Source organism: Bradyrhizobium sp. 35 (assembly GCF_023073215.1).
GTDB lineage: Bacteria > Pseudomonadota > Alphaproteobacteria > Rhizobiales > Xanthobacteraceae > Bradyrhizobium > Bradyrhizobium canariense_D.
Map to the genome: position 1 here is coordinate 37,110 of NZ_JADPJC010000092.1, position 24,530 is coordinate 61,639.

Annotated in this window: 26 protein-coding genes; 20 read left to right on the forward strand and 6 right to left on the reverse strand. The window is 63.1% G+C overall.

Features of this window, described 5'->3' with window-relative positions:
* Positions 1-73 precede the first annotated feature (73 nt).
* Together kdsA and IVB36_RS19825 are read left to right on the forward strand one after the other, a co-directional pair.
* Complete coding sequence (kdsA, locus tag IVB36_RS19820; RefSeq protein ID WP_018458071.1) at positions 74-937, forward strand: 3-deoxy-8-phosphooctulonate synthase; 864 nt, start codon at positions 74-76, stop codon at positions 935-937.
* Entirely contained in the window at positions 937-2,145 is a 1,209-nt protein-coding gene (locus IVB36_RS19825) for an MFS transporter (protein ID WP_018458070.1), read from the forward strand. The genes kdsA and IVB36_RS19825 overlap by 1 nt, the downstream gene beginning before the upstream one ends.
* Before the next feature lie 30 nt (positions 2,146-2,175).
* Here the strand turns inward: IVB36_RS19825 and IVB36_RS19830 are convergent, their stop codons facing one another.
* Positions 2,176-2,592 carry a helix-turn-helix domain-containing protein gene (locus IVB36_RS19830; RefSeq protein WP_247392804.1) on the reverse strand — a complete coding sequence of 139 codons (417 nt, stop codon included), beginning with the start codon at positions 2,590-2,592 and terminating at the stop codon, positions 2,176-2,178.
* Between the two features lie 430 nt (positions 2,593-3,022).
* Between IVB36_RS19830 and IVB36_RS19835 the strand changes: the two genes are divergently transcribed.
* Positions 3,023-3,646 (forward strand): dihydrofolate reductase family protein, encoded by a 624-nt coding sequence (locus tag IVB36_RS19835; protein ID WP_085395044.1) that lies wholly within the window; start codon positions 3,023-3,025, stop codon positions 3,644-3,646.
* A 22-nt stretch (positions 3,647-3,668) separates the two neighbouring features.
* Here the strand turns inward: IVB36_RS19835 and queF are convergent, their stop codons facing one another.
* The gene (gene queF, locus IVB36_RS19840) at positions 3,669-4,121 is read right to left on the reverse strand and encodes a preQ(1) synthase (RefSeq protein ID WP_018458066.1); all 453 of its coding nucleotides are present in this window, start codon (positions 4,119-4,121) and stop codon (positions 3,669-3,671) included.
* A gap of 51 nt (positions 4,122-4,172) precedes the next feature.
* On the reverse strand, positions 4,173-5,150 hold the full coding sequence (locus tag IVB36_RS19845) for a lyase (RefSeq protein ID WP_247392805.1): 978 nt from the start codon (positions 5,148-5,150) through the stop codon (positions 4,173-4,175).
* Positions 5,151-5,324: 174 nt separating this feature from the next.
* Between IVB36_RS19845 and eno the strand changes: the two genes are divergently transcribed.
* From eno to IVB36_RS19915, 14 genes are all read left to right on the forward strand, one after another.
* On the forward strand, positions 5,325-6,608 hold the full coding sequence (gene eno, locus IVB36_RS19850) for a phosphopyruvate hydratase (protein ID WP_018458064.1): 1,284 nt from the start codon (positions 5,325-5,327) through the stop codon (positions 6,606-6,608).
* A gap of 34 nt (positions 6,609-6,642) precedes the next feature.
* Positions 6,643-7,776 carry a zinc-binding dehydrogenase gene (locus tag IVB36_RS19855; protein WP_018458063.1) on the forward strand — a complete coding sequence of 378 codons (1,134 nt, stop codon included), beginning with the start codon at positions 6,643-6,645 and terminating at the stop codon, positions 7,774-7,776.
* Positions 7,777-7,892: 116 nt separating this feature from the next.
* On the forward strand, positions 7,893-8,891 hold the full coding sequence (locus tag IVB36_RS19860; protein WP_085353228.1) for an MBL fold metallo-hydrolase: 999 nt from the start codon (positions 7,893-7,895) through the stop codon (positions 8,889-8,891).
* Between the two features lie 175 nt (positions 8,892-9,066).
* Positions 9,067-9,618, forward strand: coding sequence for an NADPH-dependent FMN reductase (locus IVB36_RS19865; RefSeq protein ID WP_085353225.1), 552 nt, complete (start codon positions 9,067-9,069; stop codon positions 9,616-9,618).
* A gap of 209 nt (positions 9,619-9,827) precedes the next feature.
* Positions 9,828-10,145, forward strand: a complete 318-nt coding sequence (locus IVB36_RS19870) for a septum formation initiator family protein (RefSeq protein ID WP_007590617.1) — start codon at positions 9,828-9,830, stop codon at positions 10,143-10,145.
* 311 nt (positions 10,146-10,456) lie between these two features.
* Positions 10,457-11,479 (forward strand): pyruvate dehydrogenase (acetyl-transferring) E1 component subunit alpha, encoded by a 1,023-nt coding sequence (gene pdhA, locus IVB36_RS19875; RefSeq protein WP_085353223.1) that lies wholly within the window; start codon positions 10,457-10,459, stop codon positions 11,477-11,479.
* A gap of 29 nt (positions 11,480-11,508) precedes the next feature.
* Positions 11,509-12,897 (forward strand): pyruvate dehydrogenase complex E1 component subunit beta, encoded by a 1,389-nt coding sequence (locus IVB36_RS19880; protein WP_026233491.1) that lies wholly within the window; start codon positions 11,509-11,511, stop codon positions 12,895-12,897.
* Between the two features lie 3 nt (positions 12,898-12,900).
* The gene (locus IVB36_RS19885; RefSeq protein ID WP_007590623.1) at positions 12,901-13,203 is read left to right on the forward strand and encodes a DUF5076 domain-containing protein; all 303 of its coding nucleotides are present in this window, start codon (positions 12,901-12,903) and stop codon (positions 13,201-13,203) included.
* A gap of 2 nt (positions 13,204-13,205) precedes the next feature.
* On the forward strand, positions 13,206-13,658 hold the full coding sequence (locus IVB36_RS19890) for a nucleoside deaminase (protein ID WP_018458058.1): 453 nt from the start codon (positions 13,206-13,208) through the stop codon (positions 13,656-13,658).
* A gap of 60 nt (positions 13,659-13,718) precedes the next feature.
* Entirely contained in the window at positions 13,719-15,068 is a 1,350-nt protein-coding gene (locus IVB36_RS19895; RefSeq protein WP_247392806.1) for a pyruvate dehydrogenase complex dihydrolipoamide acetyltransferase, read from the forward strand.
* Positions 15,069-15,116: 48 nt separating this feature from the next.
* Positions 15,117-15,323, forward strand: a complete 207-nt coding sequence (locus IVB36_RS19900) for a hypothetical protein (protein ID WP_247392807.1) — start codon at positions 15,117-15,119, stop codon at positions 15,321-15,323.
* Between the two features lie 17 nt (positions 15,324-15,340).
* The gene (lpdA, locus tag IVB36_RS19905; RefSeq protein WP_247392808.1) at positions 15,341-16,762 is read left to right on the forward strand and encodes a dihydrolipoyl dehydrogenase; all 1,422 of its coding nucleotides are present in this window, start codon (positions 15,341-15,343) and stop codon (positions 16,760-16,762) included.
* 145 nt (positions 16,763-16,907) lie between these two features.
* Positions 16,908-18,149 carry a threonine synthase gene (locus tag IVB36_RS19910; protein ID WP_247392809.1) on the forward strand — a complete coding sequence of 414 codons (1,242 nt, stop codon included), beginning with the start codon at positions 16,908-16,910 and terminating at the stop codon, positions 18,147-18,149.
* An 86-nt stretch (positions 18,150-18,235) separates the two neighbouring features.
* Positions 18,236-19,204, forward strand: a complete 969-nt coding sequence (locus IVB36_RS19915; protein WP_018458053.1) for a tripartite tricarboxylate transporter substrate binding protein BugD — start codon at positions 18,236-18,238, stop codon at positions 19,202-19,204.
* A gap of 32 nt (positions 19,205-19,236) precedes the next feature.
* Here IVB36_RS19915 and IVB36_RS19920 read toward each other — a convergent pair whose 3' ends face one another.
* The 3 genes from IVB36_RS19920 to IVB36_RS19930 all read right to left on the reverse strand — a co-directional run bounded on the left by IVB36_RS19920 (position 19,237) and on the right by IVB36_RS19930 (position 22,812).
* Positions 19,237-19,623, reverse strand: coding sequence for a response regulator (locus IVB36_RS19920; RefSeq protein ID WP_018458052.1), 387 nt, complete (start codon positions 19,621-19,623; stop codon positions 19,237-19,239).
* 85 nt (positions 19,624-19,708) lie between these two features.
* On the reverse strand, positions 19,709-20,380 hold the full coding sequence (locus IVB36_RS19925; RefSeq protein WP_247369927.1) for a response regulator transcription factor: 672 nt from the start codon (positions 20,378-20,380) through the stop codon (positions 19,709-19,711).
* On the reverse strand, positions 20,377-22,812 hold the full coding sequence (locus IVB36_RS19930; RefSeq protein WP_247369931.1) for a PAS domain-containing sensor histidine kinase: 2,436 nt from the start codon (positions 22,810-22,812) through the stop codon (positions 20,377-20,379). The genes IVB36_RS19925 and IVB36_RS19930 overlap by 4 nt, the downstream gene beginning before the upstream one ends.
* Positions 22,813-23,556: 744 nt before the next feature.
* On the opposite strand from IVB36_RS19930, the gene IVB36_RS19935 reads away from it, so the two are divergent.
* From IVB36_RS19935 to IVB36_RS19945, 3 genes are read left to right on the forward strand one after another with little or no spacing between them, the layout of a single operon-like run.
* A complete protein-coding gene (locus IVB36_RS19935; RefSeq protein ID WP_231188449.1) occupies positions 23,557-23,925 on the forward strand; it encodes a hypothetical protein in 369 nt (122 codons plus the stop codon).
* Positions 23,922-24,110, forward strand: a complete 189-nt coding sequence (locus IVB36_RS19940) for a hypothetical protein (RefSeq protein ID WP_039800268.1) — start codon at positions 23,922-23,924, stop codon at positions 24,108-24,110. The genes IVB36_RS19935 and IVB36_RS19940 overlap by 4 nt, the downstream gene beginning before the upstream one ends.
* 57 nt (positions 24,111-24,167) lie before the next feature.
* Complete coding sequence (locus IVB36_RS19945) at positions 24,168-24,467, forward strand: hypothetical protein (protein WP_247392810.1); 300 nt, start codon at positions 24,168-24,170, stop codon at positions 24,465-24,467.
* Positions 24,468-24,530 lie beyond the last annotated feature (63 nt).

Below are 24,530 nucleotides of genomic sequence, written 5' to 3' on the forward strand. Positions count from 1 at the left end.
TGGGAGCCCAGGCCGAACGGGGTTGATCCGCCCTTCATCGCGGCTATGGTCGCGCCGAAACGAGGGATTTGCCTTGAGCTCTTCGACGTCAGCGGCGCCGGTCGTCACCATTGGCAAGGTCAAATTCGGCAATGATCTGCCGATCTCGATCATTGCCGGGCCGTGTCAGCTCGAAAGCCGCCAGCATGCGCTGGAGGTGGCCTCCGCGCTGAAGGAGATCGCCGCGCGACTGCAGATCGGCCTCGTCTACAAGACCTCATTCGACAAGGCCAATCGCACCAGCGCGTCGGCCGCGCGTGGCCTCGGACTTGCACAATCGCTGCCGATCTTCGCCGAAATCCGATCGTCGCTCGGCCTGCCGGTCCTGACCGACGTGCATGACGCCGGGCAGTGTGCCGAGGTGGCGCAGGCGGTGGACGTGTTGCAGATTCCCGCCTTCCTGTGTCGCCAGACCGATCTGCTGCTGGCGGCGGCCGCAACCGGCAAGGTCGTCAACGTCAAGAAGGGTCAGTTTCTTGCGCCCTGGGACATGGCCAACGTCGTGTCCAAGATCACGAGCGCGAACAATCCCAACGTGCTCGTCACCGAACGCGGCGCGTCCTTCGGCTACAACACCCTGGTCTCCGACATGCGCGCGCTGCCGATCCTGGCGCGCACCACCGGCGCCCCCGTGATCTTCGACGCGACTCATTCGGTGCAACAGCCGGGCGGGAAGGGGACGTCTTCCGGAGGCGAGCGCGAATTCGTGCCGGTGCTCGCACGCGCAGCCGTCGCCGTCGGTGTTGCCGGTATCTTCATCGAGACCCATCCCGATCCTGACAGCGCGCCGTCCGACGGACCCAACATGGTGCCGCTGCGCGAGTTCGAAGGGCTGATCCGAAGGCTGATGGCGTTCGACGCGCTCGCCAAAGATTCGACCAAAGCCGACCCGCGCTGATGCAGCAAGGCGAGGCGCGGGCGCACGATCACGGCCTGCCGGCCGCGCTTTACGTCATCTCCGGTGCAAGCTTCGCCGCGGCGCTCTCCGCGCGCGCGCTCGATCCGGTGCTGCCGCACGTCGCGGAGGACTTTGGCGTCAGCATCGCGACCGCTGCCGGTTTTGCCGCGGTGTTCGCCTTCACCTTCTCGATCATCCAGCCGATCGTCGGCGCCGCCGCCGATCTGTTCGGCAAGACGCGGCTGATGATCGGCTGCCTCGCGCTGCTCGGCCTTGCCAACATCCTGGGGGCGCTCTCGAGCTCATTCTCGGTTCTGTTCGCGACCCGTATCCTCGCCGGTATCGGCTCCGGCGGCGTGTTTCCGGTGGCGCTCAGCCTGACCAGCGATCTCGTCGGTCCGGAGAAGCGTCAGGTCGCGATCAGCCGCACGCTCGCCGGCGCGATGGCGGGCAATCTCCTCGGCGCCTCGGCCTCCGGCCTGATCGGCGATTTCCTCGGCTGGCGCGGCGTGCTGGCGGTGCTCGGCGCGCTGGTGATCGTTGCCTCGATCGCGGTCGCCGCCGGTTTTCGTGGCGCCAAGGTCAAGCATCCGCCGAAGACGAGCCTGTCGGCGCTGAAGGCGGGCTATCGCACCATCTTCACCAACCCGAACGCCTATGTCTGTTATGCGGCGGTGTTCATCGAAGGCTGCTGCGTGCTCGGCCTGTTTCCCTACATCGCTTCGTTCCTGTTCGAGCTCGGTCAGACCTCGCTCTCGATCGCGGGCATCGTCATCGCGGGCTTTGCGGTCGGCGGCTTGTTCTACACGCTGACGGTGTCGCGCCTGCTGCCATGGCTGGGCATGAAGGGAATGATGATCGCGGGCATGACGCTGGTGGCTTCGCAGCTCGTTGCCGTCGGCTTCGGCCTGCGCTGGGAAGTGCAGGCGTTCAATCTCATCGTGATGGGATGGGGCTTCTACATCGCCCATGGCTGCCTTCAGATGTTTGCCAGCGAACTCTCGGTCGAGGCGCGCGCAACCGCGTTGTCGCTGCATTCGTTCTTCTTCTTCATGGGGCAGACGGTGGGGCCGCTCGCCTATGGACTTGGCCTCCAGCATGGCGGCAAGATGCCGACCCTGTTCGCGAGCGCCGCGATCATGGTCGCGCTGGGCTTCGCCTGTGCGCGGCTGTTGAAACAGCGGGCGCCATCGGATGCAGTCGCCTAAAAGATGTCTAGCGCCTGACGCGGCGTATCGTCATTTAGAACCTCCTGTCCTCAGTTTTTGCTTCATCTGGGAAAGCATCTTGGGGCCCCCCGCCGATAGTCTCTCGGCAATCGCACCAAGATCCGGATCAGCATTACGATATTTGCTGCCCCATAAGCCAAGCTCGGCGAGGACAGGCAGCAGATCAATGCCCGCCTCCGTAAGGCGATAAATCGCCTTCAGTTTATGCGTGGGGTCGTCATGACGGGTAAGGACGCCGCCTTCTTGCAGCGTTTGAAGCCGCTCCGCAAGCGTCCGCGATGATATCGATTCATCGGACTGCAGAAATTCCCGGAAGTGCTGTTTCCCCGCGAAAACGATGTCACGCACAATCAGCAGCGTCCAGCGATCGCCGAGCAACTCCAGCGACAGACTGATTGGGCAACCTGATCGCTGTCTTCCCGACATCCGTAGTTCCCTTTGTAAATCGATTTACTATTGACATCATTCGAGGCTGGCGTCAATGCTTCCAAATGTAAACCAATCACAAAGTCTCAATGCTGGAGGAGTGGTGGAAAATGCCCGCAGATATCCATCAGGTTGCAAGCGGCGGCTTTTAAATATTTCAGAAGGTGACAGAGCTCCTGGGCAGGAAACTGCGCAAAGACGTGACTTATCGATCTGTCCCGCTCGATGACGCCCGCAGCAGCATGATCGCAAACGGGATATCAGCCAGCTTCACGGAAGCGTTGATCGAAACCCCAGCGAGCTTCAATCGCCAAGAGCGATGGGCACTCGACACGCCAGCTTCAGAAAACACAACTCGAACGACCTTCAAACAATGGGCTGCTGAATCGTTCGCAGCTTCGATCCTTGCATGATTCGAGAGAATAGACCGATGCGAAAACTTATCCTTCAGATGCAGGTGTCAGCCGATGGCTTTGTCGGCTCCTACGGAACGGTAAATTGGCAGCTATGGGGTTGGGGTGACAACAACTTTTGGGATGATGAACTGAAGCGCGATTTCAATGCTCACTTCGAGCGCATCGACACGATTCTTCTCAGTCGGAAGATGCTGAATGAAGGGTATCTACGGCATTGGGAGAACGCAGCGAACCGCTACCCAACTGAGCCATTCTACGCGTTCGCTAAGCGTATCACAGAAATGAGCAAAATGGTTCCGACGAATAAGCCAACGGAGCCGGCGTGGGAACGAACCACGCTTGTCAGCGGAGATTTGCACGAGGTGGTCGGCGCCTTAAAGAGCCAACGAGGGCGCGACATTGGCGTGTTCGGTGGCGCGGGGTTTGCCGCGGCGCTGATCGAACAAGGTCTCGTTGACGAGTTTCAATTCTACGTCAACCCGGCGGTATTGGGTGACGGCGTCAGGATCTTCGCGGCGTCGGGGTTCAGGAAGCTAAAATTACTCGAGGCCAAGGCTTATTCGAGCGGCATGGTTGTTAGCCGCTATACCTCGTCCCCCGAGCGAGCAAATCTTCGCGGTCGAGACCGAACGCGGTGAGTCAGAAACGGTCTCTTCAAGCTCAGCCCCGGCCGCGATAGGGCGCGACGCCCTGCTCGGGCACCCACAATCCCTTCGGCGCGCGGCCCGTCTGCCAGAACACGTCGATTGGAATGCCGCCGCGCGGATACCAATAGCCCCCGATGCGTAGGAACTTCGGCTTGATCTCGCTCGCGATGCGCTTGCCGATCATCACGGTGCAGTCCTCGTGGAAGGCGCCGTGATTGCGGAAGCTCGCGATGTAGAGCTTGAGCGACTTCGACTCCAGTAACCATTGGCCGGGGGCGTAGTCGATCATCAGATGTGCGAAATCCGGTTGTCCCGTGACCGGGCAGAGCGAGGTGAATTCCGGCACGGTGAAGCGTACCAGATAGTCCGTGCCCTTTTGCGGGTTCGGCACGCGGTCGAGCTGCGCTTCTTCCGGTGTGTGCGGCCATTCGACCGCGCGGCCCAGCTGAAGGGATTTCTTCGCCATTGTCGTCACATCCTGTTCCGCGTGCCGGGATGGACGCAAATGCCGCTGTCGTCAACCGGCGGCGACCGTCTGGATCATGACGATCCGGTCGTTGCCGGATTCGCAGCCCCAGAGCTCGCCCGGCCTCCCGTCGAGCTGGCGCACATTGGCGTTAGCCTTGTCGCTGGCGAACACGTTGAAACGCTCGGTGGCGGGATCGAAGCGGACGATGGCGTTGGCGGAGAAATCGGTCAGCCAGACTTTGTCCTTGTCATCGACATAGACCGCGTAGGTGCGGGGACGCTCGCCGGGCAGCTTCCAGGTCTTCCAGGAGGCTTCCGCGGGATCGTGCACCGAGACGTGGCCACTGTTCCACTCGCTGACCCAGATCCGGCTTTTCGAATCCGACCAGACCCGTCGCGAACCCTGGCTCGGCGTCGGCGGCTCGACCACACTGGCGCTGCCCGTCGCCGGATCGATCCTGGCAATATAGCTGCCGGCAAGCGAGGCATACCAGACGTCGCCCTTGGGCGTGACGGTGATTCCGTAGGGGCCGACGCCCTTGGGCGCCCTGAACACGTCCGTCCCGCCCGCGTTCGGCTTGAGGCGGCCGTAATAGCCGGACTGGCCGGTGAACCAATAGGTGCCGTCCTTGTCGAACACGCCGGTGTTGAGATTGGCGTAGGCGAACTTCTCGGGCAGGCGGAACAGGGTGACCTTGAGGTCGGAAGGATCGACGCGGGCGATCGCATTCCGGCCGCCCTCGGTGATCCAGGGCGCGCCGTCGGGGCCGATGGTCACGCCGTGCGGGGCGGCGCCCTGGCCGAGGCTGACCGTCTTGTGGCTGCCATCCTTCGGATCGAGCCTGCCGAGCAGGCCCTTGCCCTGGGCCGTAAACCAGACCGTGCCATCGGGAGCGGGAGCGAGGTCGTGCAGACCGATGCCGGAGCTAATGGGGTAGTATTTTGTCCGGAACGGGCCTTCCTGCGCAAAACTCGGGCGGGTCGCGAGGAGGGCGATGCTCGAGGCAAGAAACTGGCGGCGATTCATGGCGTTACCCCGACTGTTTCAGATTGAGGTTTTGCGCGCAGACCAGATGCGGTCAACCTTAGTCCGAGCCGCTTCACGCGTCAGTCGAAGCCCACCCTCCAAGCGTTCACATTTGCTTGCGGTCCGTGTAAGACCCGCGGCACCGATCAGCTCTAACGAACGGAAGTGCACATCATGACCGCCATCATCGACATCATCGGCCGCGAAATTCTCGATAGCCGTGGCAATCCCACCGTCGAGGTCGACGTCGTGCTGGAAGATGGCGCGCTTGGCCGTGCTGCCGTGCCGTCCGGCGCCTCCACCGGCGCCCATGAGGCGGTGGAACTACGCGACGGTGACAAGACTCGCTATCTCGGCAAGGGCGTCACCAAGGCGGTCGGCGCCGTCAACGGCGAAATCTTCGAGGCCCTGAGCGGCCTCGATGTCGAGCAGCAGGCCCAGCTCGACCAGATCATGATCGACCTCGACGGTACGCCGAACAAGAGCCGGCTGGGCGCCAACGCCATCCTCGGCGTGTCGCTCGCCTGCGCCAAGGCGGCCGCGAACTCGCTCGACATGCCGCTCTATCGTTACGTTGGCGGCACCTCGGCGCGGCTGCTGCCGGTGCCGATGATGAACATCATCAATGGCGGCATGCACGCCGACAATCCGATCGACTTCCAGGAGTTCATGATCCTACCGGTTGGCGCGTCCTCCTTTGCCGAGGGCTTGCGCTATGGCGCGGAGGTCTTCCACACCCTGAAGTCCGAATTGAAGAAGGCCGGCCACAACACCAATGTCGGCGATGAGGGCGGCTTTGCCCCGAACCTGCCGTCGGCGGACGCCGCGCTCGAATTCGTCATGAACGCGATCGGCAAGGCCGGCTACAAGGCGGGCTCCGACATCGTCATTGGCCTCGACTGCGCCTCGACCGAGTTCTTCAAGGACGGCAAATACGTCTACGAGGGCGAGGGCAAGACCCGCTCGATCTCCGAGCAGGCCAAGTACCTTGCTGATCTCGTCTCGCGCTATCCGATCGTGACCATCGAGGACGGCATGTCGGAAGACGACATGGACGGCTGGAAGGAGCTGACCGACCTCGTCGGCAAGAAGTGCCAGCTCGTCGGTGACGATCTCTTCGTCACCAACGTCAAGCGCCTCGCCGAAGGCATCAAGGCCGGACGGGCCAATTCGATCCTGATCAAGGTCAACCAGATCGGCACGCTGACCGAGACGCTCGCCGCCGTCGAGATGGCGCACAAGGCCGGCTACACCTCGGTGATGTCGCACCGCTCCGGCGAGACCGAGGATTCTACCATCGCCGACCTCGCGGTCGCCACCAATTGCGGTCAGATCAAGACCGGCTCCCTTGCGCGCTCCGATCGCACCGCCAAATACAACCAGCTCCTGCGCATCGAGCAGCAGCTCGGCAAGCAGGCGCTCTACGGCGGCAAGGCGGCACTGAAGGCGCTGGCATAAGCCAGCGGTCGGACAAGAACAGGGGAGGATCGACATGAGCGACGGCAAGAACGGTCTGCAACTGCGTTCGCTGATCAAGAAGAGCGGTGAGCTCGAAATCTCGCTGCTCGACGTGCCGACCCCCGAACCCGCCGCGGACGAGGTTGTCGTCCGCGTCGAGGCCGCGCCGATCAACCCGTCCGACCTCGGGCTCTTGATCGGCGCGGCCGACATGAGCACGGCAAAGGCTTCGGGCACCAAAGAAGCTCCCGTCATCACCGCGAAAGTGCCGGAAGGCGCGATGCGGGCGATGGCAGGCCGGCTCGACGAATCCATGCCGGTCGGTAACGAAGGCGCGGGAGTCGTGATCAGGACCGGCTCCTCGGATGCCGCGAAGGCGCTGATGGGCAAGACCGTCGCCATGATCGGCGGCGCGATGTACACGCAGTATCGCACGTTGAAAGTGCGCGAGTGCCTGCCGCTGCCGGAAGGCACCACGCCGGCCGAAGGAGCCTCCTGCTTCGTCAATCCGCTGACCGCGCTCGGCATGACCGAGACCATGCGGCGCGAGGGTCACAAGGCGCTGGTGCACACTGCGGCCGCATCCAATCTCGGGCAGATGCTGAACAAGATCTGCATCAAGGACGGCATCCCGCTGGTCAACATTGTGCGCAGCAAGGAGCAGGCCGACATCCTGCACAAGATCGGCGCCAAATATGTCGTCGATTCCACCGCACCGAGCTTCCTCGGCGATCTCACCAATGCGCTGGTCGAGACCGGCGCCACCATCGCCTTCGACGCCATCGGCGGCGGGAAGCTCGCCGGCGACATCCTCAACTGCATGGAAGTCGCGATCAACAAGACCGCGAAGGAATACAGCCGCTACGGCTCCAACGTGCACAAGCAGGTCTATGTCTATGGCGCGCTCGATGTCCGCCCGATTGAGCTGCCGCGCGGCTTCGGCATGGCCTGGGGCGTCGGCGGCTGGCTGCTCTTTCCGTTCCTGATGAAGATCGGGCAGGCGGACGGGGCCAGGCTGCGCCAGCGCGTCGTCGACGAACTGAAGACCACGTTTGCCAGCCACTACACCAAGGTGGTGTCGCTTTCCGAGGCGCTCGATCCCGCCAACATCGCGGTGTACGCCAAACGCGCCACTGGCGAAAAATTCCTCATCAACCCGAACAAATAATCGGGACGTGCGACGGCACGTCACCGAAAGAAGGTCTTGCCTTCTGAGCGAAGCCGGGGATTATTCCGCCGCCATTTGCACGCGGGAAAACCGCGGGGCGCTCAGAAGGGGACCTCATGACCGATCTTAATCGCCGCCATTTGCTTGCAGGCGCCGCCACCTTCGGTGCGGCTGCCGTGACCGGCTTTGGGCCGACCGCCGCCAATGCCTCAGTACCGCAAGCCGGCACGCAGGCGCCGGGCTTCTACCGCTACAAGGTCGGCAGCTACGAGTGCACCTCCATCAATGACGGTGCGCGCACTTTCCCGATGCCGGACAAGTTCGTCGTCAACGCGCCGAAGGAGGAAGCGCTGGCCGCTGGCGAGGCGGCCTACATGCCGAAGGGCATGGTCACGGTGCCGTTCAACCCGCAGCTCATCAACACCGGCTCCAAGCTCGTGCTGATCGATACCGGCAACGGTGTCGCCAATCTCGAGCCCAGCAAGGGCGCGGTCGGCCGCACGCTGCAGAACCTCCAGGCCGCCGGCGTCGACCCCAAGAGCATCGACGTCGTGCTGCTCTCGCATCTGCATCCCGACCACACCAACGGCATTCGTCTCGCCGACGGCGCGCTTGCCTTCCCCAATGCGGAGATCATGGTGCCAGGCAAGGACTGGGAGTTCTGGACCAGCGAGGACAACGCCGCCAAGGCCGAGTCCAACGCGATGATGAAGAACTACTTCGCCAACGTGAAGAAGACCTTTGCCGGCCTCGAATCCAAGGTGACGAAGTACGAGTGGGGCAAGGAGGTCGCACCGGGCATCACCTCGATCGCGACGCCCGGTCACACCCCGGGGCACACCTCGTTCGCGGTCGCCTCAGGCGATTCCAAGGTGCTGATCCAGTCCGACGTCACCAACATCCCGGAGTTCTTCCTGCGCAATCCGAACTGGCATGTGGTGTTCGACACCGATGCAGCGCTGGCGCAGGAAACCCGCCACAAATTCTACGACATGGCGGCCGCCGAGAAGGCGACCGTGATCGGCTTCCACTTCACCTTCCCCTCGGTCGGCCATGTCGAGAAGGACGGCGCCAAATATCGTCTGATCCCGTCGGCGTGGAATCCGACCATCTGAGCCGATTTGCAGATTTGTACCAGGGATCGGGCCGCCACTTGGCGGCCTGATTGTTTGGGCAACCGTTCAGAAACCCAGCGTTTCCAAATCCGACCAGTCCATGCACTTGCATCTATCGGTCGAGATCGCTTAAGTGCCGACCCGGCACTCCCGCTGAAGATTTCGAGGACACTCTATGGCCTACAATATCGTCACGATCGCCGGCAGCCTGCGTAAGGACAGCTTTTCGCTCAAGATCGCCAATGCGCTCGCCAAGCTCGCGCCGGCCTCGCTCAAGCTCGAGGTCATCACGCCGGCCGGCATCTCGTTCTTCAACCAGGACCTCGAGGGAGCGCCGCCGGCGGATTGGCTGTCTTTCCGCGAAAAAATCCAGAAATCGGACGGCGTCATCTTCGTCACGCCGGAATACAATCGCGCGATCCCGGGGGTGCTGAAGAACGCCATCGACGTCGCCTCGCGGCCCTATGGCAAGAGCTCGTTCAACGACAAGCCGGTCGGCATCATCGCGAACTCGCCGGGCCCGCTCGGCGGCGTCAGTGCCGCCAAGACGCTCCAGAACATCCTGCCGGGCATTTCCGGCCCGATCATGCAGCAGCCGGAGGCCTATCTGAACGGGGTGGGCGACGCGTTCGATGCCGACGGCAACCTGACCAAGGAGTCCTTGAAGCCGGTGCTCCAGGCCTATATCGACGCGTTTGCGGTGCACGTCGCGAAGCATCACGGCTGAGGCCGCGAACCCCGGGTCTCCGTCATGGCCGGGCAAAAGCGCGAAGCGCGTCTTCGCGCTAGATGTCCCGGCCATCCACGTCTTTGCCAAATTGACGAAGAACGTGGATGCCCGGCACAAGGCCGGGCATGACGGCTGAGCCAGGCATTGGAACGCCAAGCGGGCGGGCAATTAGCACGCCCTTAACCAACCTGTCCCATCTTACCAGGATGGTCTCCCGCGCGCGCCTGAAATCGATCCTGACCGGTCTTGCCCTCTATGCGATGGCGGCCGCCATCGTCGGCTATTTCGGCGTCAACGCCTATACCGGCAAATACGGCCTCAACGCCCGCCAGGAGCTCGACCAGGAGATCGTGGCGCTGACCAGCGAACTGGCGCAGCTCAAGCGCGAGCGCGCCAGGAGCGAGCAGCGCGTTTCGCTGCTGCGCTCCGCGAAGATCGACCCCGACATGCTGGACGAGCGGGCGCGCTTCCAGCTCGACTACGTCAATCCGCGCGATCTCGTCCGGACGATCCCGGCGAACTGACACGCGAGCGGCACAAGCGCCATTTGCGGGGTTTGCGGTCTGCCGCTGACTCCATCGAGCCAGCGCGATTGCGATATGCAAGCAGCCCGTTGCTTCCTGCGGCTGACGTGAGCGGGTCTGCGATCGGTATTCCACACACGATGCGGGAGTCGGGGAGCTAAATGTTGCCCGATCCGCGTCAAAGATTTTGCAATATTACGATCGCGTTGCAGTGCGGCATAATGAAAGGCGTGCCATGCCGCCGCGGTGCTTTCCAAGGGCGTTTGACTTGGGTTAGACAGGGCTGAAGTTTTCTCTGACCCGGAATTCCCATGGCCGCACCCAAGAAAGCCGCCGCAAGTACTGCACAGGACAAGACCGACGGCGGTTCGCCCCCGGAATTCACCAGAGAGCAGGAGCTCAAGGCGCTCCGCGACATGCTCCTGATCCGGCGGTTCGAGGAAAAGGCCGGCCAGCTCTACGGCATGGGCGCGATCGGCGGCTTCTGCCACCTTTATATCGGCCAGGAGGCCGTGGTGGTCGGGATGCAGATGGCCCTGAAGCCGGGCGATCAGGTCATCACCGGCTATCGCGATCACGGCCATATGCTCGCCACCGGCATGGAGGCCAAAGGCGTCATGGCCGAGCTCACCGGCCGTCGCGGCGGCTATTCCAAGGGCAAGGGCGGCTCCATGCATATGTTCAGCAAGGAGAAGCACTTTTACGGCGGCCACGGCATCGTCGGCGCACAGGTCTCGCTCGGCACCGGGCTCGCTTTCGCCAATCACTATCGCGACAACGACAATGTCAGCGTCACCTATTTCGGCGACGGCGCGGCCAACCAGGGCCAGGTCTATGAGAGCTTCAACATGGCGGAGCTCTGGAAGCTGCCGGTGATCTACGTCATCGAGAACAACCGCTACGCCATGGGCACTTCGGTCTCGCGCGCCTCGGCGCAGCAGGATTTCTCCAAGCGCGGCGCCTCCTTCAACATTCCCGGCCAGCAGGTCGACGGCATGGACGTCCGCGCCGTGAAGGCCGCCGGCGACGAGGCGGCGGCCTGGTGCCGCGCCGGCAAGGGACCCTTCATCCTGGAGATGCAGACCTACCGTTATCGCGGCCACTCGATGTCCGATCCCGCAAAGTACAGAACGCGCGAGGAGGTCGAAAAAGTCCGCCACGACCAGGATCCGATCGAGCAGGTGCGCAACCGCCTGTTGGCCGCCAAGGTCAGCGAGCAGGATCTGAAGGCGATCGACGCCGAGGTGCGCGACATCGTCAACGCGTCCGCCGATTTCGCCCAGCATGATCCCGAGCCGGATGCCGCCGAGCTCTGGACCGATATTTACCGCTGAACGCGCGCAAGCTTTCTTTTGGAGCCGATATGCCAATTCAAGTGCTGATGCCCGCGTTGTCGCCCACGATGGAGAAGGGCAACCTCTCCAAATGGCTGAAAAAAGAGGGTGAGACGATCAAGTCCGGCGACGTCATCGCCGAGATCGAGACCGACAAGGCGACCATGGAGGTCGAGGCGACCGATGAAGGTACGCTCGGCAAGATCCTGATCCCCGAGGGCACCGCCGACGTTGCCGTGAACACACCGATCGCGACAATTCTGGCCGATGGCGAAAGTGCCGCCGATCTCGCCAAGGCGCCCGCGCCTGCCCAGCAGCAGAAGGCTGCCGAATCCGTAGCCCCTGCCGCCGCGAAGACCGAGGCTCCAGCTCCCAAGGCTGCGCCGGCGCCGCAGGCCGTCGCAGAACCCGACCCGGAAGTGCCCGCAGGCACCGAGATGGTGACGCAGACCATCCGCGAAGCCCTGCGCGATGCTATGGCCGAAGAGATGCGCCGCGATGCCGACGTCTTCGTGATGGGCGAAGAGGTTGCCGAATACCAAGGCGCCTACAAGGTGACGCAAGGGCTGCTTCAAGAATTCGGCGCCAAGCGCGTCATCGACACGCCAATCACGGAGCACGGCTTTGCCGGCATCGGCGTCGGCGCCGCGATGACCGGGTTGAAGCCGATTGTCGAGTTCATGACCTTCAACTTCGCTATGCAGGCGATCGACCAGATCATCAACTCCGCGGCCAAGACGCTCTATATGTCCGGCGGCCAGATGGGCTGCTCCATCGTATTCCGCGGGCCCAACGGCGCCGCTTCCCGCGTGGCCGCCCAGCACAGCCAGGATTATTCGTCCTGGTATTCGAACGTCCCCGGCCTCAAGGTCGTCGCGCCGTTCTCGGCCGCTGATTACAAGGGCCTGCTCAAGGCTGCGATCCGCGATCCCAATCCGGTGATCTTCCTCGAGAACGAAATGCTCTACGGCCACACTGGCGAGGTGCCGAAGCTCGACGACTTCGTGATTCCGATCGGCAAGGCGCGCATCGTGCGCTCCGGCAGCCATGTCACGATCATCTCGTGGTCGAACGGCATGAGCTACGCGCTGAAGGCCGCCGACGAACTCGCCAAGGACGGCATCGAGGCCGAAGTGATCGACCTGCGCACGCTGCGTCCGATGGATACCGACACCATCGTCAACTCCGTCAAGAAGACGGGACGTGCCGTCACGGTGGAAGAGGGCTGGGCCCAGAGCGGTGTCGGCGCCGAGATCGCCGCGCGGATCATGGAGCATGCCTTCGACTATCTGGATGCGCCTGTAACCCGGGTCTCCGGCAAGGACGTGCCGATGCCGTATGCCGCGAACCTGGAAAAGCTCGCGCTGCCTTCGGCTGCCGAAGTGGTCGAGGCCGCCAAAGCCGTCTGCTACAGGTAGACCATGGCGGGTCCGAAGGAGCAGCCATTGCCACCCGACGTCCTCGTCCGCGATGATGCGGTCGAGATCCTGCGCGTGTTCGTGCTGGACGGCGGGCTGTCGATGGCGTTCCAGCGGGCCTTCGACGAGCCCGACATGTGGGGCCTGCTGCTCGTCGATCTCGCCCGTCACGCCGCGCGCGCCTATGCGCGCGAGAGCGAATACACCGAGGAGGACGCGCTGAACCGGATCATCGAGATGTTCCAGGCCGAGATCGAGCGTCCCACCGACACCGGCACCACGACGCCGCGCGGGAAGGGGCACTGACCGTGGCGATCGAAGCCTATCATTTCGATTTCATGCTGGAGGCGATCCGCGAGGCGGAAGCCTCGATCGCGCAAGGCGGCCTGCCGATCGGCGCCGTGCTGACCCGCGACAACAAGGTCATCGCCCGCGGCCACAACAACCGCGTGCAGGAAAACAACCCGATCCTGCACGGCGAGATGAGTTGCCTGCGCGAGGCGGGTGCGATTTCGTTCCACGATACCGTCATGTACACCACGCTGTCGCCATGCGCGATGTGTGCCGGTGCGCTCGCACTGTTCAAGGTGAAGCTCGTGGTGATTGGAGAGTCCGTCACCTTCGAGGGCTCCAAGGACATTCTCGACAAGTTCGGCATCTCCTGGATCGACCTTGCCGACGACCGCTCCATCACCATGATGAAGAATTGGCGTTCCATCCCTGCCAATGAGCGCCTGTGGCAGGGCGACATCGGCAACTAACCTGGTCTGTTCGTCTTCGGTCCGGAGACGGATTTTTGCAAAGTTCTTCTTGAGGTCAGCATGCCCATCAACATCCTGATGCCCGCTCTTTCGCCGACGATGGAGAAGGGCAACCTCGCCAAGTGGCTGAAGAAGGAAGGCGACAAGGTCAAATCCGGCGATGTCATCGCCGAGATCGAGACCGACAAGGCGACCATGGAGGTCGAGGCCATCGACGAGGGCACGATCGCCAGGATCCTCGTGCCCGAGGGCACGCAGGACGTCCCGGTCAATGATGTGATCGCGGTGCTGGCCGGCGAGGGCGAGGACGTGAAGGCGGCAGGTGCCGCCAAGCCCAGTGCTTCCACCGCACCTCCGAAAGCTGCTGAAGCTCCCGCTGCTGCGCCGGCTCCTGCGCCTGCTGCGCCCAAGGCCGCGCCGGCGCCCGCCGCAGCACCTGCACCGCAGGCCGCAGCACCGGCTGCGCAGAGCAACGGCCATGCCGGCCGCGTGTTCTCCTCGCCGCTGGCGCGCCGGCTCGCCAAGGAAGCTGGCGTCGATGTTGCGATGGTGACCGGCACCGGCCCGCACGGCCGCGTGGTCGCGCGCGACGTGGAGCAGGCCAAGTCCGGCAAGGGCCTCAAGGCTCCCGCGGCGACGCCGTCGGGCGCGCCCTCGAGCGCGCCGACCATGTCGGACAAGCAGATCCTGTCGCTGTTCGAGCCGGGCTCCTACGAGGTGGTCCCGCATGACGGAATGCGCCGCACGATTGCGCAGCGTCTGACCGCGTCGATCCAGAACGTCCCGCACTTCTATCTCACCATCGACTGCGACATCGGCAAGCTGCTCGCCGCGCGCGAGGAGATCAATGCGGCTGCTCCCAAGGACAAGGAGAAGAAGCCGCTCTACAAGATCTCGGTCAACGACTTCGTCATCAAGGCGATGGCGGTGGCGCTGCAGAAGATCCCGAATTGCAATGTGAGCTGGACCGAATCCGGCATGGTCAAGCATCACCATTCCGACGTCGGCGTCGCCGTGGCGATGCCGGGCGGCCTGATCACGCCGATCATCCGCAAGGCCGAGACCAAGACGCTGTCGACCATCTCCAACGAGATGAAGGATTTTGCGGCACGCGCGCGCTCGCGCAAGCTGAAGCCCGAAGAGTACCAGGGCGGCACGACGGCCGTCTCGAACCTCGGCATGTTCGGCATCAGCCACTTCACTGCCGTGATCAATCCGCCGCATGCGACCATCCTCGCGGTCGGCACCAGCGAGGAGCGGCCTGTGGTCCACGGCGGCAAGATCGAGATCGCGAACATGATGAGCGTGACCCTGTCCTGCGATCACCGCGCCATCGACGGCGCGCTCGGCGCGGAACTGATCGGCGCCTTCAAGCAGCTGATCGAAAATCCCGTCATGATGATGGTCTGACGCGCGGTAGAGGGGGCACCGTTGCATGTCCGTACCCGCTGGCCATGGATGTCGCTGCTGCTTGGAGCAGTCGTCGCGCTCAACCCGATTGGGCTCGATCTTCATTACTCCGCGTTCTTTGCCGGTGAACAACTGGCACGGAACATCGCCCAGCCGGTCGTGCTGATCGCCTTGGCCGTAATGGCTTTGGCGACGATGCTCGAATGGCTGGTGAGGTCTTTTCTGATCAAGCGCCGCGCCCGCGGCGCCTCTTGAGTTGAATGGGAGCCGCCATGGCCGAGACATCCTTCGACATCATCATCATCGGCTCCGGTCCGGGCGGCTATGTCACCGCGATCCGCGCCGCCCAGCTCGGCTTCAAGGTCGCGATCGTCGAAAAATCCTATCTCGGCGGCATCTGCCTGAACTGGGGCTGCATCCCGACCAAGGCGCTGCTGCGCTCGGCCGAGATCTACCACTACATGCAGCACGCCAAGGATTACGGCCTGTCGGCCGATAACGTCTCGTTCGATCCGAAGGCGGTGGTGCAGCGCTCGCGCGGTGTCTCGAAGCGGCTGAACGATGGCGTCGGCTTCCTGATGAAGAAGAACAAGGTCAGCGTGATCTGGGGCGCGGCCTCGATCGACGCGCCCGGCAAAGTCACCGTGAAGAAGTCGGACGTCGAGGGCCCCAAGGGTGCGCCGGGCGAGGGGACGTATCAGGCCAAGCACATCATCATCGCGACCGGCGCGCGGCCGCGGGTGCTGCCGGGCCTCGAACCCGACAAGAAGCTGATCTGGACTTATTTCGAGGCGATGGTGCCGGAGCGGATGCCGAAATCGCTGCTGGTCGTCGGCTCCGGCGCGATCGGCATCGAGTTCGCCTCCTTCTTCCACACCATGGGCTCGGACGTCACCGTGGTCGAAGTGCTGCCGCAGATCCTGCCGGTGGAGGACGCCGAGATCGCCGGCCTGGCCCGCAAGCGTTTCGAGAAGCAGGGCATCAAGATCCTGTCCTCGACCAAGGTGACCAAGCTCGAGAAGAAGGCCGACAGCGTCGTCGCTACCATTGACGACGGCAAGGGCAAGCCTGTGACGACCGAGTTCGAGCGTGTGATCTCGGCGGTCGGCGTCGTCGGCAACATCGAGAACCTTGGACTCGAGAAGCTCGGCGTGAAAACGGATCGCGGCGTCATCGTGATCGACGGCTACGGCAAGACCAACATCCCCGGCATCTATGCCATCGGCGATGTCGCGGGGCCGCCGATGCTGGCTCACAAGGCCGAACATGAAGGCGTGATCTGCGTCGAGGCGATCAAGGGCCTGCATCCGCACGCCATGGACAAGAACCTGATCCCGGGCTGCACCTATTGTCAGCCGCAGGTGGCCTCCGTCGGCCTCACCGAAGCCAAGGCCAAGGAGAACGGCCGCGAGATCCGCGTCGGCCGCTTCCCCTTCGTCGGCAACGGCAAGGCCATCGCGCTCGGCGAGGACCAGGGCTTGGTCAAGGTGATCTTCGACAAGAAGACCGGCCAGCTGCTTGGCGCCCACATGATCGGCGCGGAGGTCACCGAGCTGATCCAGGGCTACGTCGTCGCCATGAACCTTGAGACCACGGAAGAGGAGCTGATGCACACGGTGTTCCCGCATCCGACCCTGTCGGAGATGATGAAGGAAGCCGTGCTGGATGCGTATGGACGGGTGCTGAATATTTGACGGGCGCGCATCGCCGCCCACCACCGTCATTGCGAGCGAAGCGAAGCAATCCAGACTGCCTCCGCGGAAAGACTCTGGATTGCTCCGCTGCGCTCGCAATGACGAGCGGAGGGATCTGTTTGCAAAACAAGAAGGAAATCACCCCATGCAAGACAACGACAACCTCACCATCGAACGCCCGACCTTCGTCACCCATCTCGAATGCGCGATGGAGGGCGATCATTACGCCGCCGACCAGGTCCACAACCTCTCCAAGGCCGGCAAGCCGCTGCTGGTGCGCTACGACCTTGCCGGTGTGAAGACGGCGCTGACGAAAGACGCGCTCGCCCAGCGCCCCGCCGACATGTGGCGCTACCGCGAGCTTTTGCCGGTGCGTAAATGTCAGGACATCGTCTCGCTCGGCGAGGTCACGACGCCGCTGATCCGGCTGCCCAAGCTCGGTGCAAAACTCGGCGGCGGCGAGATCATCGTCAAGGACGAGGGGCGCTTGCCGAGCGGCTCGTTCAAGGCGCGCGGCCTCGTGATGGCGGTGTCGATGGGCAAGGCGCTCGGCATCAAGCATATGGCGATGCCGACCAACGGCAATGCCGGCGCGGCGCTCGCGGCTTATGCGACCTCCTGCGGCATCAAGACCACGATCTTCTGCCCGGCCGATACGCCGGAGGTGAACGTCAGCGAGATCGAGCTGCAGGGCGCCACCGTCTACCGCGTCAACGGCTATATCGACGATTGCGGCAAGATCGTCGGCGAGGGCAAGGCGAAAGTCGGCTGGTTCGACACCTCGACCTTGAAGGAGCCGTACCGCATCGAAGGCAAGAAGACGATGGGGCTCGAACTCGCCGAGCAGCTCGGCTGGGACGTGCCCGACGTGATCTTCTATCCGACCGGCGGCGGCACCGGCCTGATCGGCATGTGGAAGGCGTTCGACGAACTAGAGAAGATCGGCTTCATCGGCAGCAAGCGCCCGCGCATGGTCGCGGTGCAAGCCTCCGGCTGCGCGCCCATGGTGCGCGCCTATGAGGCCGGCACCGAGCATGCGACGCGCTGGGAGGACGCTCACACCATCGCGTCAGGCATTCGCGTGCCGCAGGCGATCGGCGACTTTCTCATTTTGCGCGCGGTGCGGCAGAGCAACGGTTTTGCCATTGCCGTCGACGACGACAAGATCTCGTCGGCGCTCAGCGAGGTCGCGCGCGAGGAGGGGCTGTTGCTCTGCCCCGAAGGTGCTGCCACCTACGCCGCCTACAAGGACAGCCTCGCCGACGGCCGCGTCAGCAAGTCCGACCGCGTGATGCTGTTCAACTGCGCCACCGGCCTGAAATACCCGCTGCCGCCGGTCACCCGCACGCTCGATCGCCACAAGCCGATCGACTATTCGCAGTTCTAGCGCGGCATTTCGTCCCTTCACGAACGATCCCTCTTCCCGTACGCGGGAAGAGACAAAAACAACAATGACATTGCTGGGAGAAGACAATGAAGGCCGCCTGGGCTGCGCTGATTGCTATTCTCGCTGTTGCAGGCGCCGCGCGCGCCGACGACTATCCCTCGCGTCCCATCACCATCATCGTTCCCTTCGCCGCCGGCGGTCCGTCGGATGCGATGGCGCGAGTGCTTGCCGAGCGGATGCGGACATCGCTTGGGCAGCCGCTGGTGATCGAGAACGTCACCGGCGCGGGCGGCTCGATCGGCGTCGGCCGCGCCGTGCATTCGGCCCCCGACGGCTACACGATCTCGTTCGGCCATCTCGGCACCCACGTCGCCAACGGCGCCGTCTACAAGCTCAATTACGACCTGGTCGCGGACCTGGAGCCGGTGGTGCTGCTGCCGAGCAATCCGATGATCGTCGTCAGCAAGAACGCGGTGCCCGCGACCTCGCTGAAGGAGCTGCTGGACTGGCTGAAGTCGCGACCGTCGCCGCCGACCGCCGGCACCGCCGGCGCGGGCTCGGGTAGCCACATCGCCGGGGTCTATTTCGAGAGCGTCAGCGGCATCAAGCTGCAATACGTACCGTATCGCGGCACCGCGCCCGCCCTGAACGATCTCATTGCCGGCCAGATCGACATCATCGTCGACCAGACCTCGAACTCCATCAACCAGGTCCGCGCCGGCACCATTCGCGCCTACGCCATCACCGATGACAGGCGCCTGTCGTCGGCGCCCGACATCCCGACGGCGGAGGAGGCGGGCCTGAAGGGCTTCAACATGACGCTCTGGTCCGGCATGTGGGTGCCGAAGGGCACGCCAAAGGCGATCGTCGCCAAGCTCAATGCCGCTGCCGTGGAAGCGCTGAACGATCCCGGCGTGAAGAAGCAGCTCGAAAGTCAGGGGCTTGAGATGACACCCCAGGATCAGCTCACGCCCGAGGCCCTGGGCGCCCGCCAGAAGGCGGAGATCGCGAAGTGGTGGCCAATGATCAAGGCGGCGAACATCAAGGTAGAGTGAGCGCCGTGTCGCCAGGGCTCGGCGCCAGCGTATCACGTCTCGGTTTGATCGGAGCCGGACAGGGCCATCCGCAGACATTCAAGCAGAGCGGGCGTGGAGAACGGCTTCGCCAGAAAGCAGATAGCGCCCGCTTTCAGCGCGCGGTCGCGCACGGCATCGTCGGGAAAAGCCGTCATGAAAATGAAGGGCGTGTGGTGACCAAGGCTGCGCATGTGCGTCAAGAGCTCAAGGCCGCCCATCAACGACATCTGCACATCCGCGATCACGCAGGACGTCGTCTTCAGTTCGGCCGATTGAAGAAATTCGTCAGCGGAGCGAAAGATGTTGACCGTGTATCCCCGCGACGTCAGCAGATTATTGGTCGCAAGGCGGACTGATCGATCATCGTCGATGACGGAAATGGCCGAGGGGATTGACAAAATGATCGCTCCTGATCGGGGAGCCGCCGATCACGGTGCCGCACTTGACGAAAGTGAGCCCTTGGAGCGAGCTTGAAAAGCATACTTAGGTTTGCACCTTTCCGCCCGGGCGTGAGATTCCGAGCGCCTCCACCATTCTGACGAGATCGGCCAACGACTTGGCGCCCATTTTCCGCATGATCTGCCCGCGGTAGATCTTGACGGTAATCTCAGCCAATCCGAGCTCGGCAGCGACTTGCTTGTTCATCAGGCCGGACGCCACCAGGGCGAGGATGTCGCGCTGGCGCGCGCTCAAACCCTCGAATCGGGACCGCACTCCCGCGACCGACTCCTCGGCATTGCGTCGCTTGCGATCCCGTTCGATCGCGGCCTGAACCGCATCCAGCATGTCCTGGTCGCGCACCGGCTTGGTCAGAAAATCGATGGCGCCGCTCTTCATGGCCCTGACGGTCATCGGAATATCACCATGACCGGTGATGAAGATAATGGGCGTGTGAATGTTCGCCTTCGCTAGGTCCGACTGCAGGTCAAAGCCGCTTGAGCCCGGCAGGCGGATGTCGAGCACAAGGCAGCTGGGGACCGCCGGTGGCTTGGCTTCCATGATCTCCGCCGCGGAGCCGAAAGCCTCGACCTTGAGGCCGACGGATTGAAAGAGGTTGGTGAGCGCACGGCGCATCGATGGATCGTCGTCGACGATCAAGACGATCGGATCGTCGGAACTCGTCTGCACCGTCGCCACCTTGAGATGGTCGGTCACGACGTGTCCTCGATCGGCAAGGGCAGGGCAATCTGGAATGTTGCTCCGCTTCCGTCATTGGGGAAGGCCGAGAGCCGGCCCGCATGAGCCTCGATGATCGATCGGCAGATCGACAGTCCCATCCCCAGGCCGCTCGGCTTTGTCGTGAAGAAAGGTGTGAAGATGCGCTCCGTCGCGCCGTCGCCGAGGCCGACCCCGCTGTCTGTCACGATCAGGAGCATGCGGCCTTCGCCGTGCTCGCTCGCCTGGCTGGAGCGGATCGCAAGCTCGCGCGGACGGTCCACATTGGCGTGCATGGCTTCAATCCCGTTCATGACCAGGTTGATCAGCACCTGCTGCAGCTGGATCCGGTCGCCGCAAACGCTGGGTAGAGCGGACGCCAGCTCCATTCGTACCGACACGGCATGGGTGGCAAGCTCGCGGCGGACGAGCGCCACCGTCTCCCTGACGAGCTGGTTCATGTCGACCGGAGCCATCTCGATCTCGGTCTTCTTCGCAAGCGTTCTGATCCGGCGGATCACCTCGCTGGCGCGATTGGCGTCCTCGACGATCCATTCCACGGAACGGCGTGCGGCATTCAGTTGGGCTGGTTCGCGGCCGAGCCATCCGATACAGGCATCCGCATTGGAGATCACGGCGGCCAAGGGCTGATTGATCTCGTGGGCGATCGAGGCCGTGAGTTCGCCGAGCATCGTGACGCGCGTCACGTGAGCTAGTTCGGCTTGCGCCTTGCGCAGTGCTTCTTCGGCCTGCTCGGCGCGGATGGCCGCCGTCACGTCGCTGCTGACGCCACGATAACCGAGAAAGTTGCCGTTCGCGTCGTGCAAGGGCTTGCCGCTGGTGCGCACGTAGATCGGAGATCCGTTGCGATCCTTGCTTCGGTAGACCAGGTCGCGAAACGGAAGGTGGGCATCGAGCGTCGCGCGATGCCGCTCCCACTTCTCGGGCTCGAGCTCGGCATCGGGTGGAATGTCCCAACGGGCGAGGCCGATCACGCCCGTGGGCACGGGACCGGCCGTGTCGGCATGTTCCGAAATCCGTGTGATACGGTGGTCCGGCCCGCTCTCCCAAAACCAGTCCGAGGCGGTTTCGGCATAGTCGCGAAATCGCTGCTCGGACAGCTTGAGCTCGTCAAAGGCTTTTTGCAGCGCTTGTCTGGCGGCAAACTGCTCGGTGACATCGACGTGGGTGCCGATGATTTCCGTGACATCGCCGTCCCCGCCGACGACGGGATGCCCCTCCGTATGGACGTGTCGTACGGAACCGTCCGGACGCAAAATCCGAAAATCAACTTCGAAAGGCTGCTTTTGCCGGATTGCCTGACGTTCCACATCGACGATCCGGCGAAAGTCTTCGGCGAGGATCCGTTGTTGGAAAGCCTGCGCCGACAGATCGATCTGGTCCGGGTTGAATCCGAACAGGCGATAGAGTTCGGCCGATCGGTAGGCAAACTCCTGACTGCGCACGTTCCAGGCCCAGCTGCTCGTGTGGCTGAGGCGCTGGGCTTCGGTCAGATAGGCTTCGCTGCGACGCAGCCGCTGTTCGGTTTCCTTTGCCGTAGTGACGTCAGTGACCGCTCCAACAAACTCGATGTGGCCGGATCCATGTCTCACCACGCGTGCCACGGAATGGAGATATTTGATGGTTCCATCGGGCATCAGCAGGCGATATTCATGGTCGAAATCGCCGACCTCACGGAAGGCCTGATCAAGGGTCTTGCTGACCGCATTGCGATCTTCCGGATGAATGCGCTGGAAAACGAAATCGAGCGTCGGTTTGACCTGCGGGTCACATTGGAAGATGCGAAAGGTCTCCCTGGACCAGACGGCCTCGCGGGTTGCCAGGCTCAGGCCGAAGCTGCCGGTGCGGCTCAACTCCTGCGCTTGGGCAAGGTAGGCCTCGCTCTGCCGCAGCGCATCCTCCGCCTCCTTGCGCTGGGTGATGTTTTCGCAGGCGACCAGCACGATCGGCGTGCCGTCGCCGCGTCGCATGGCCTTGGCGTTCTCACGGACCCAGAGAACCGAGCCGTCCTTCCGGATCTTGCGAATCTCCCAGGTGTGCGACTGGTCCACGGTTTCCAGGCACAGCCCGACACAGCGACGGACGAAATCGCGGTCCTCTTCGAAAAAGACGTTCAGCACAGATTGGCCGGTCAACTCGGCCGCCGTGTAGCCCAGTTGCGCGGCGCCAAATGTATTTACGTTGAGCACCGTTCCGGCCGGATCGACCATGAAATACATGACCGGATTGTGCTCGAACACTTGTCGCCATTGCTTCACGGCGTCGCGCAGGTCGGCATTGTCCTGCCGCCAGCCATCCCCAGTCGCGGACTCGCCTTTCCCCGCATTGCCGAGAGATCGAAGCGCCGCAAGGCCGCCGAGCAGGAATTGCGCGGCCGAATTCCCTAGTTTTGCGATCTGGCCAGGCATCATCGCAAGCGTCCCGGCCCGCGTGGGGCAGGGAGAGTAGAGCACTTTGCGACAGCAGGGGCAATTCCCTGATCAAAGCAGGATTCCGCATCGAAAGTTCGCGGGCTCCGTGCAGCTTGCCAGCGTTGCGCCGTCTCGTTGCGAGCGGACGAAACTCCGGTAAATCACCGGACAAACCTATGTATAGGTCGCGCAATCCTAGTCATACGCTGCATTTACCTCCGTACAATTGAGCGGCCCGTCACATGGGGACTAGTCTCACCGGCAATCCAGTGGTGTCGATCGCAACGCTTGAACAGTTGAGTAGCGCGGGGTCGTGCACTCAAGAGGCCAGCTTCGCCTCCGCCGGCGCTGACTTGCCGATGATCTGGTCACGATTGAGAAGCCGCATTTCGTTGACGAACGTGATGATTGTGCATCAGCGCCCGTGGGGATCCTCGACCGTCAGAGGCGCCCATCAGAGGCCAGGAGGAGAGGATCATGTGCGATAAGCCCGAACACTCCGAGCGCCCTTCCGCCGCAAAAAGCTGCGCCGTCTGCAGCGGGAAGTTCGGCCTGATCCGGTATTATTCCTGGCGAGCGCCGCTTTGCTCCCGGAAATGTCTCGATCGCTTCAGAGCGCGCCGCGAACGCGATCGCCGATGGCTGTTTCGGTCTCAGGCGGCGTAAGCACCAGTCACCGGATCTGCTGCGTTCGGCAATTCTGTATCGGGAGGCTGCGCGTTGAACCGTTGTTGCAAGCTCCTCTTGGCGATCACGCTGCCGCTTTCGTTGATGACTGGAGCGGAGGCGGACGAGGCCGGACAGGATGGCGCACATCGTCATCCGCCTCGGGATCTGCTCCTCCACGAGCAGTTCTATTCGAGTTGGCACATGCCGGACAATCCGGTGCTGACTTGCTGCAACAACGCCGACTGCTACCCGACCGAGATACGGCGGGTCGAGGGGAGCATCTACGCGCTGCGCCGGGAAGACGGGAAATACATCCTCATTCCGCCTCAGAAGGTCGAGCGAAACAGGGATAATCCCGACGGCCGCAACCATCTTTGCGCGCCGCCGCCGTCCGCCTCTCTCGTCGACACGGTCTACTGCTTTGCGCTCGGAGGTGCCACATGAGGTTCATATTGGTGAACGGCAGGACCCCTTTTCGCAAAACGTCCTGCCTCTGGTGCTGCGAGGAGATCAGCGGCGGCTATCTGCGCGATGCGAAGACGCTGCTGCCCTACTGCGGCTACGAGTGTTACGCGCTTCATGGCGAAGCTGCGCCGCTGATCGAGGGGCGCACACGAGCGGCGTCTTGAGCGGATAGGAGGGCGAAACGGGCGGTGGATTTGCCGTCCGGGCGAGAGGACATCGCGATGAGATTCATGTTCGTCAATCAGGAAGGGCCTCGCCACGGCGGTACCTGCAGCGCGTGCGCGCAGCCGCTGGGCGCGAGTTACGTCCGCCATGTGCCCGCTGAGCGGCGGTACTGCGACTATGATTGCTACCGTCGATATCAGCAGACGGCGGTGGAAATGCTCTGGCCTTACCGCAGTTCGCTCGAAGCGATCACGGTGTCGAGCTGGAACTGGATACTGCAGACGGGCGCGCTCTCGCGCTCGCTGACGCAAGCATTTCTGCGCGCGTACGAACCCTCTGACCACGGAAGGAGGTGACGGCTCGCCAAACGATGCGGACCCGCGCAGAGAGGTCGGTCGCAGTCACTGCATCCAGCTTCA

Excerpts from the sequence above, each read along its gene's own strand:
- IVB36_RS19825 (WP_018458070.1), top strand. The coding sequence starts at position 937 with ATGCAGCAAGGCGAGGCGCGGGCGCACGATCACGGCCTGCCGGCCGCG.
- IVB36_RS19830 (WP_247392804.1), bottom strand. The coding sequence starts at position 2,592 with ATGTCGGGAAGACAGCGATCAGGTTGCCCAATCAGTCTGTCGCTGGAG.
- IVB36_RS19835 (WP_085395044.1), top strand. The coding sequence starts at position 3,023 with ATGCGAAAACTTATCCTTCAGATGCAGGTGTCAGCCGATGGCTTTGTC.
- queF (WP_018458066.1), bottom strand. The coding sequence starts at position 4,121 with ATGGCGAAGAAATCCCTTCAGCTGGGCCGCGCGGTCGAATGGCCGCAC.
- IVB36_RS19845 (WP_247392805.1), bottom strand. The coding sequence starts at position 5,150 with ATGAATCGCCGCCAGTTTCTTGCCTCGAGCATCGCCCTCCTCGCGACC.
- eno (WP_018458064.1), top strand. The coding sequence starts at position 5,325 with ATGACCGCCATCATCGACATCATCGGCCGCGAAATTCTCGATAGCCGT.
- IVB36_RS19855 (WP_018458063.1), top strand. The coding sequence starts at position 6,643 with ATGAGCGACGGCAAGAACGGTCTGCAACTGCGTTCGCTGATCAAGAAG.
- IVB36_RS19860 (WP_085353228.1), top strand. The coding sequence starts at position 7,893 with ATGACCGATCTTAATCGCCGCCATTTGCTTGCAGGCGCCGCCACCTTC.
- IVB36_RS19865 (WP_085353225.1), top strand. The coding sequence starts at position 9,067 with ATGGCCTACAATATCGTCACGATCGCCGGCAGCCTGCGTAAGGACAGC.
- IVB36_RS19870 (WP_007590617.1), top strand. The coding sequence starts at position 9,828 with ATGGTCTCCCGCGCGCGCCTGAAATCGATCCTGACCGGTCTTGCCCTC.
- pdhA (WP_085353223.1), top strand. The coding sequence starts at position 10,457 with ATGGCCGCACCCAAGAAAGCCGCCGCAAGTACTGCACAGGACAAGACC.
- IVB36_RS19880 (WP_026233491.1), top strand. The coding sequence starts at position 11,509 with ATGCCAATTCAAGTGCTGATGCCCGCGTTGTCGCCCACGATGGAGAAG.
- IVB36_RS19885 (WP_007590623.1), top strand. The coding sequence starts at position 12,901 with ATGGCGGGTCCGAAGGAGCAGCCATTGCCACCCGACGTCCTCGTCCGC.
- IVB36_RS19895 (WP_247392806.1), top strand. The coding sequence starts at position 13,719 with ATGCCCATCAACATCCTGATGCCCGCTCTTTCGCCGACGATGGAGAAG.
- IVB36_RS19900 (WP_247392807.1), top strand. The coding sequence starts at position 15,117 with ATGTCGCTGCTGCTTGGAGCAGTCGTCGCGCTCAACCCGATTGGGCTC.
- lpdA (WP_247392808.1), top strand. The coding sequence starts at position 15,341 with ATGGCCGAGACATCCTTCGACATCATCATCATCGGCTCCGGTCCGGGC.
- IVB36_RS19910 (WP_247392809.1), top strand. The coding sequence starts at position 16,908 with ATGCAAGACAACGACAACCTCACCATCGAACGCCCGACCTTCGTCACC.
- IVB36_RS19915 (WP_018458053.1), top strand. The coding sequence starts at position 18,236 with ATGAAGGCCGCCTGGGCTGCGCTGATTGCTATTCTCGCTGTTGCAGGC.
- IVB36_RS19930 (WP_247369931.1), bottom strand. The coding sequence starts at position 22,812 with ATGATGCCTGGCCAGATCGCAAAACTAGGGAATTCGGCCGCGCAATTC.
- IVB36_RS19940 (WP_039800268.1), top strand. The coding sequence starts at position 23,922 with ATGAGGTTCATATTGGTGAACGGCAGGACCCCTTTTCGCAAAACGTCC.
- IVB36_RS19945 (WP_247392810.1), top strand. The coding sequence starts at position 24,168 with ATGAGATTCATGTTCGTCAATCAGGAAGGGCCTCGCCACGGCGGTACC.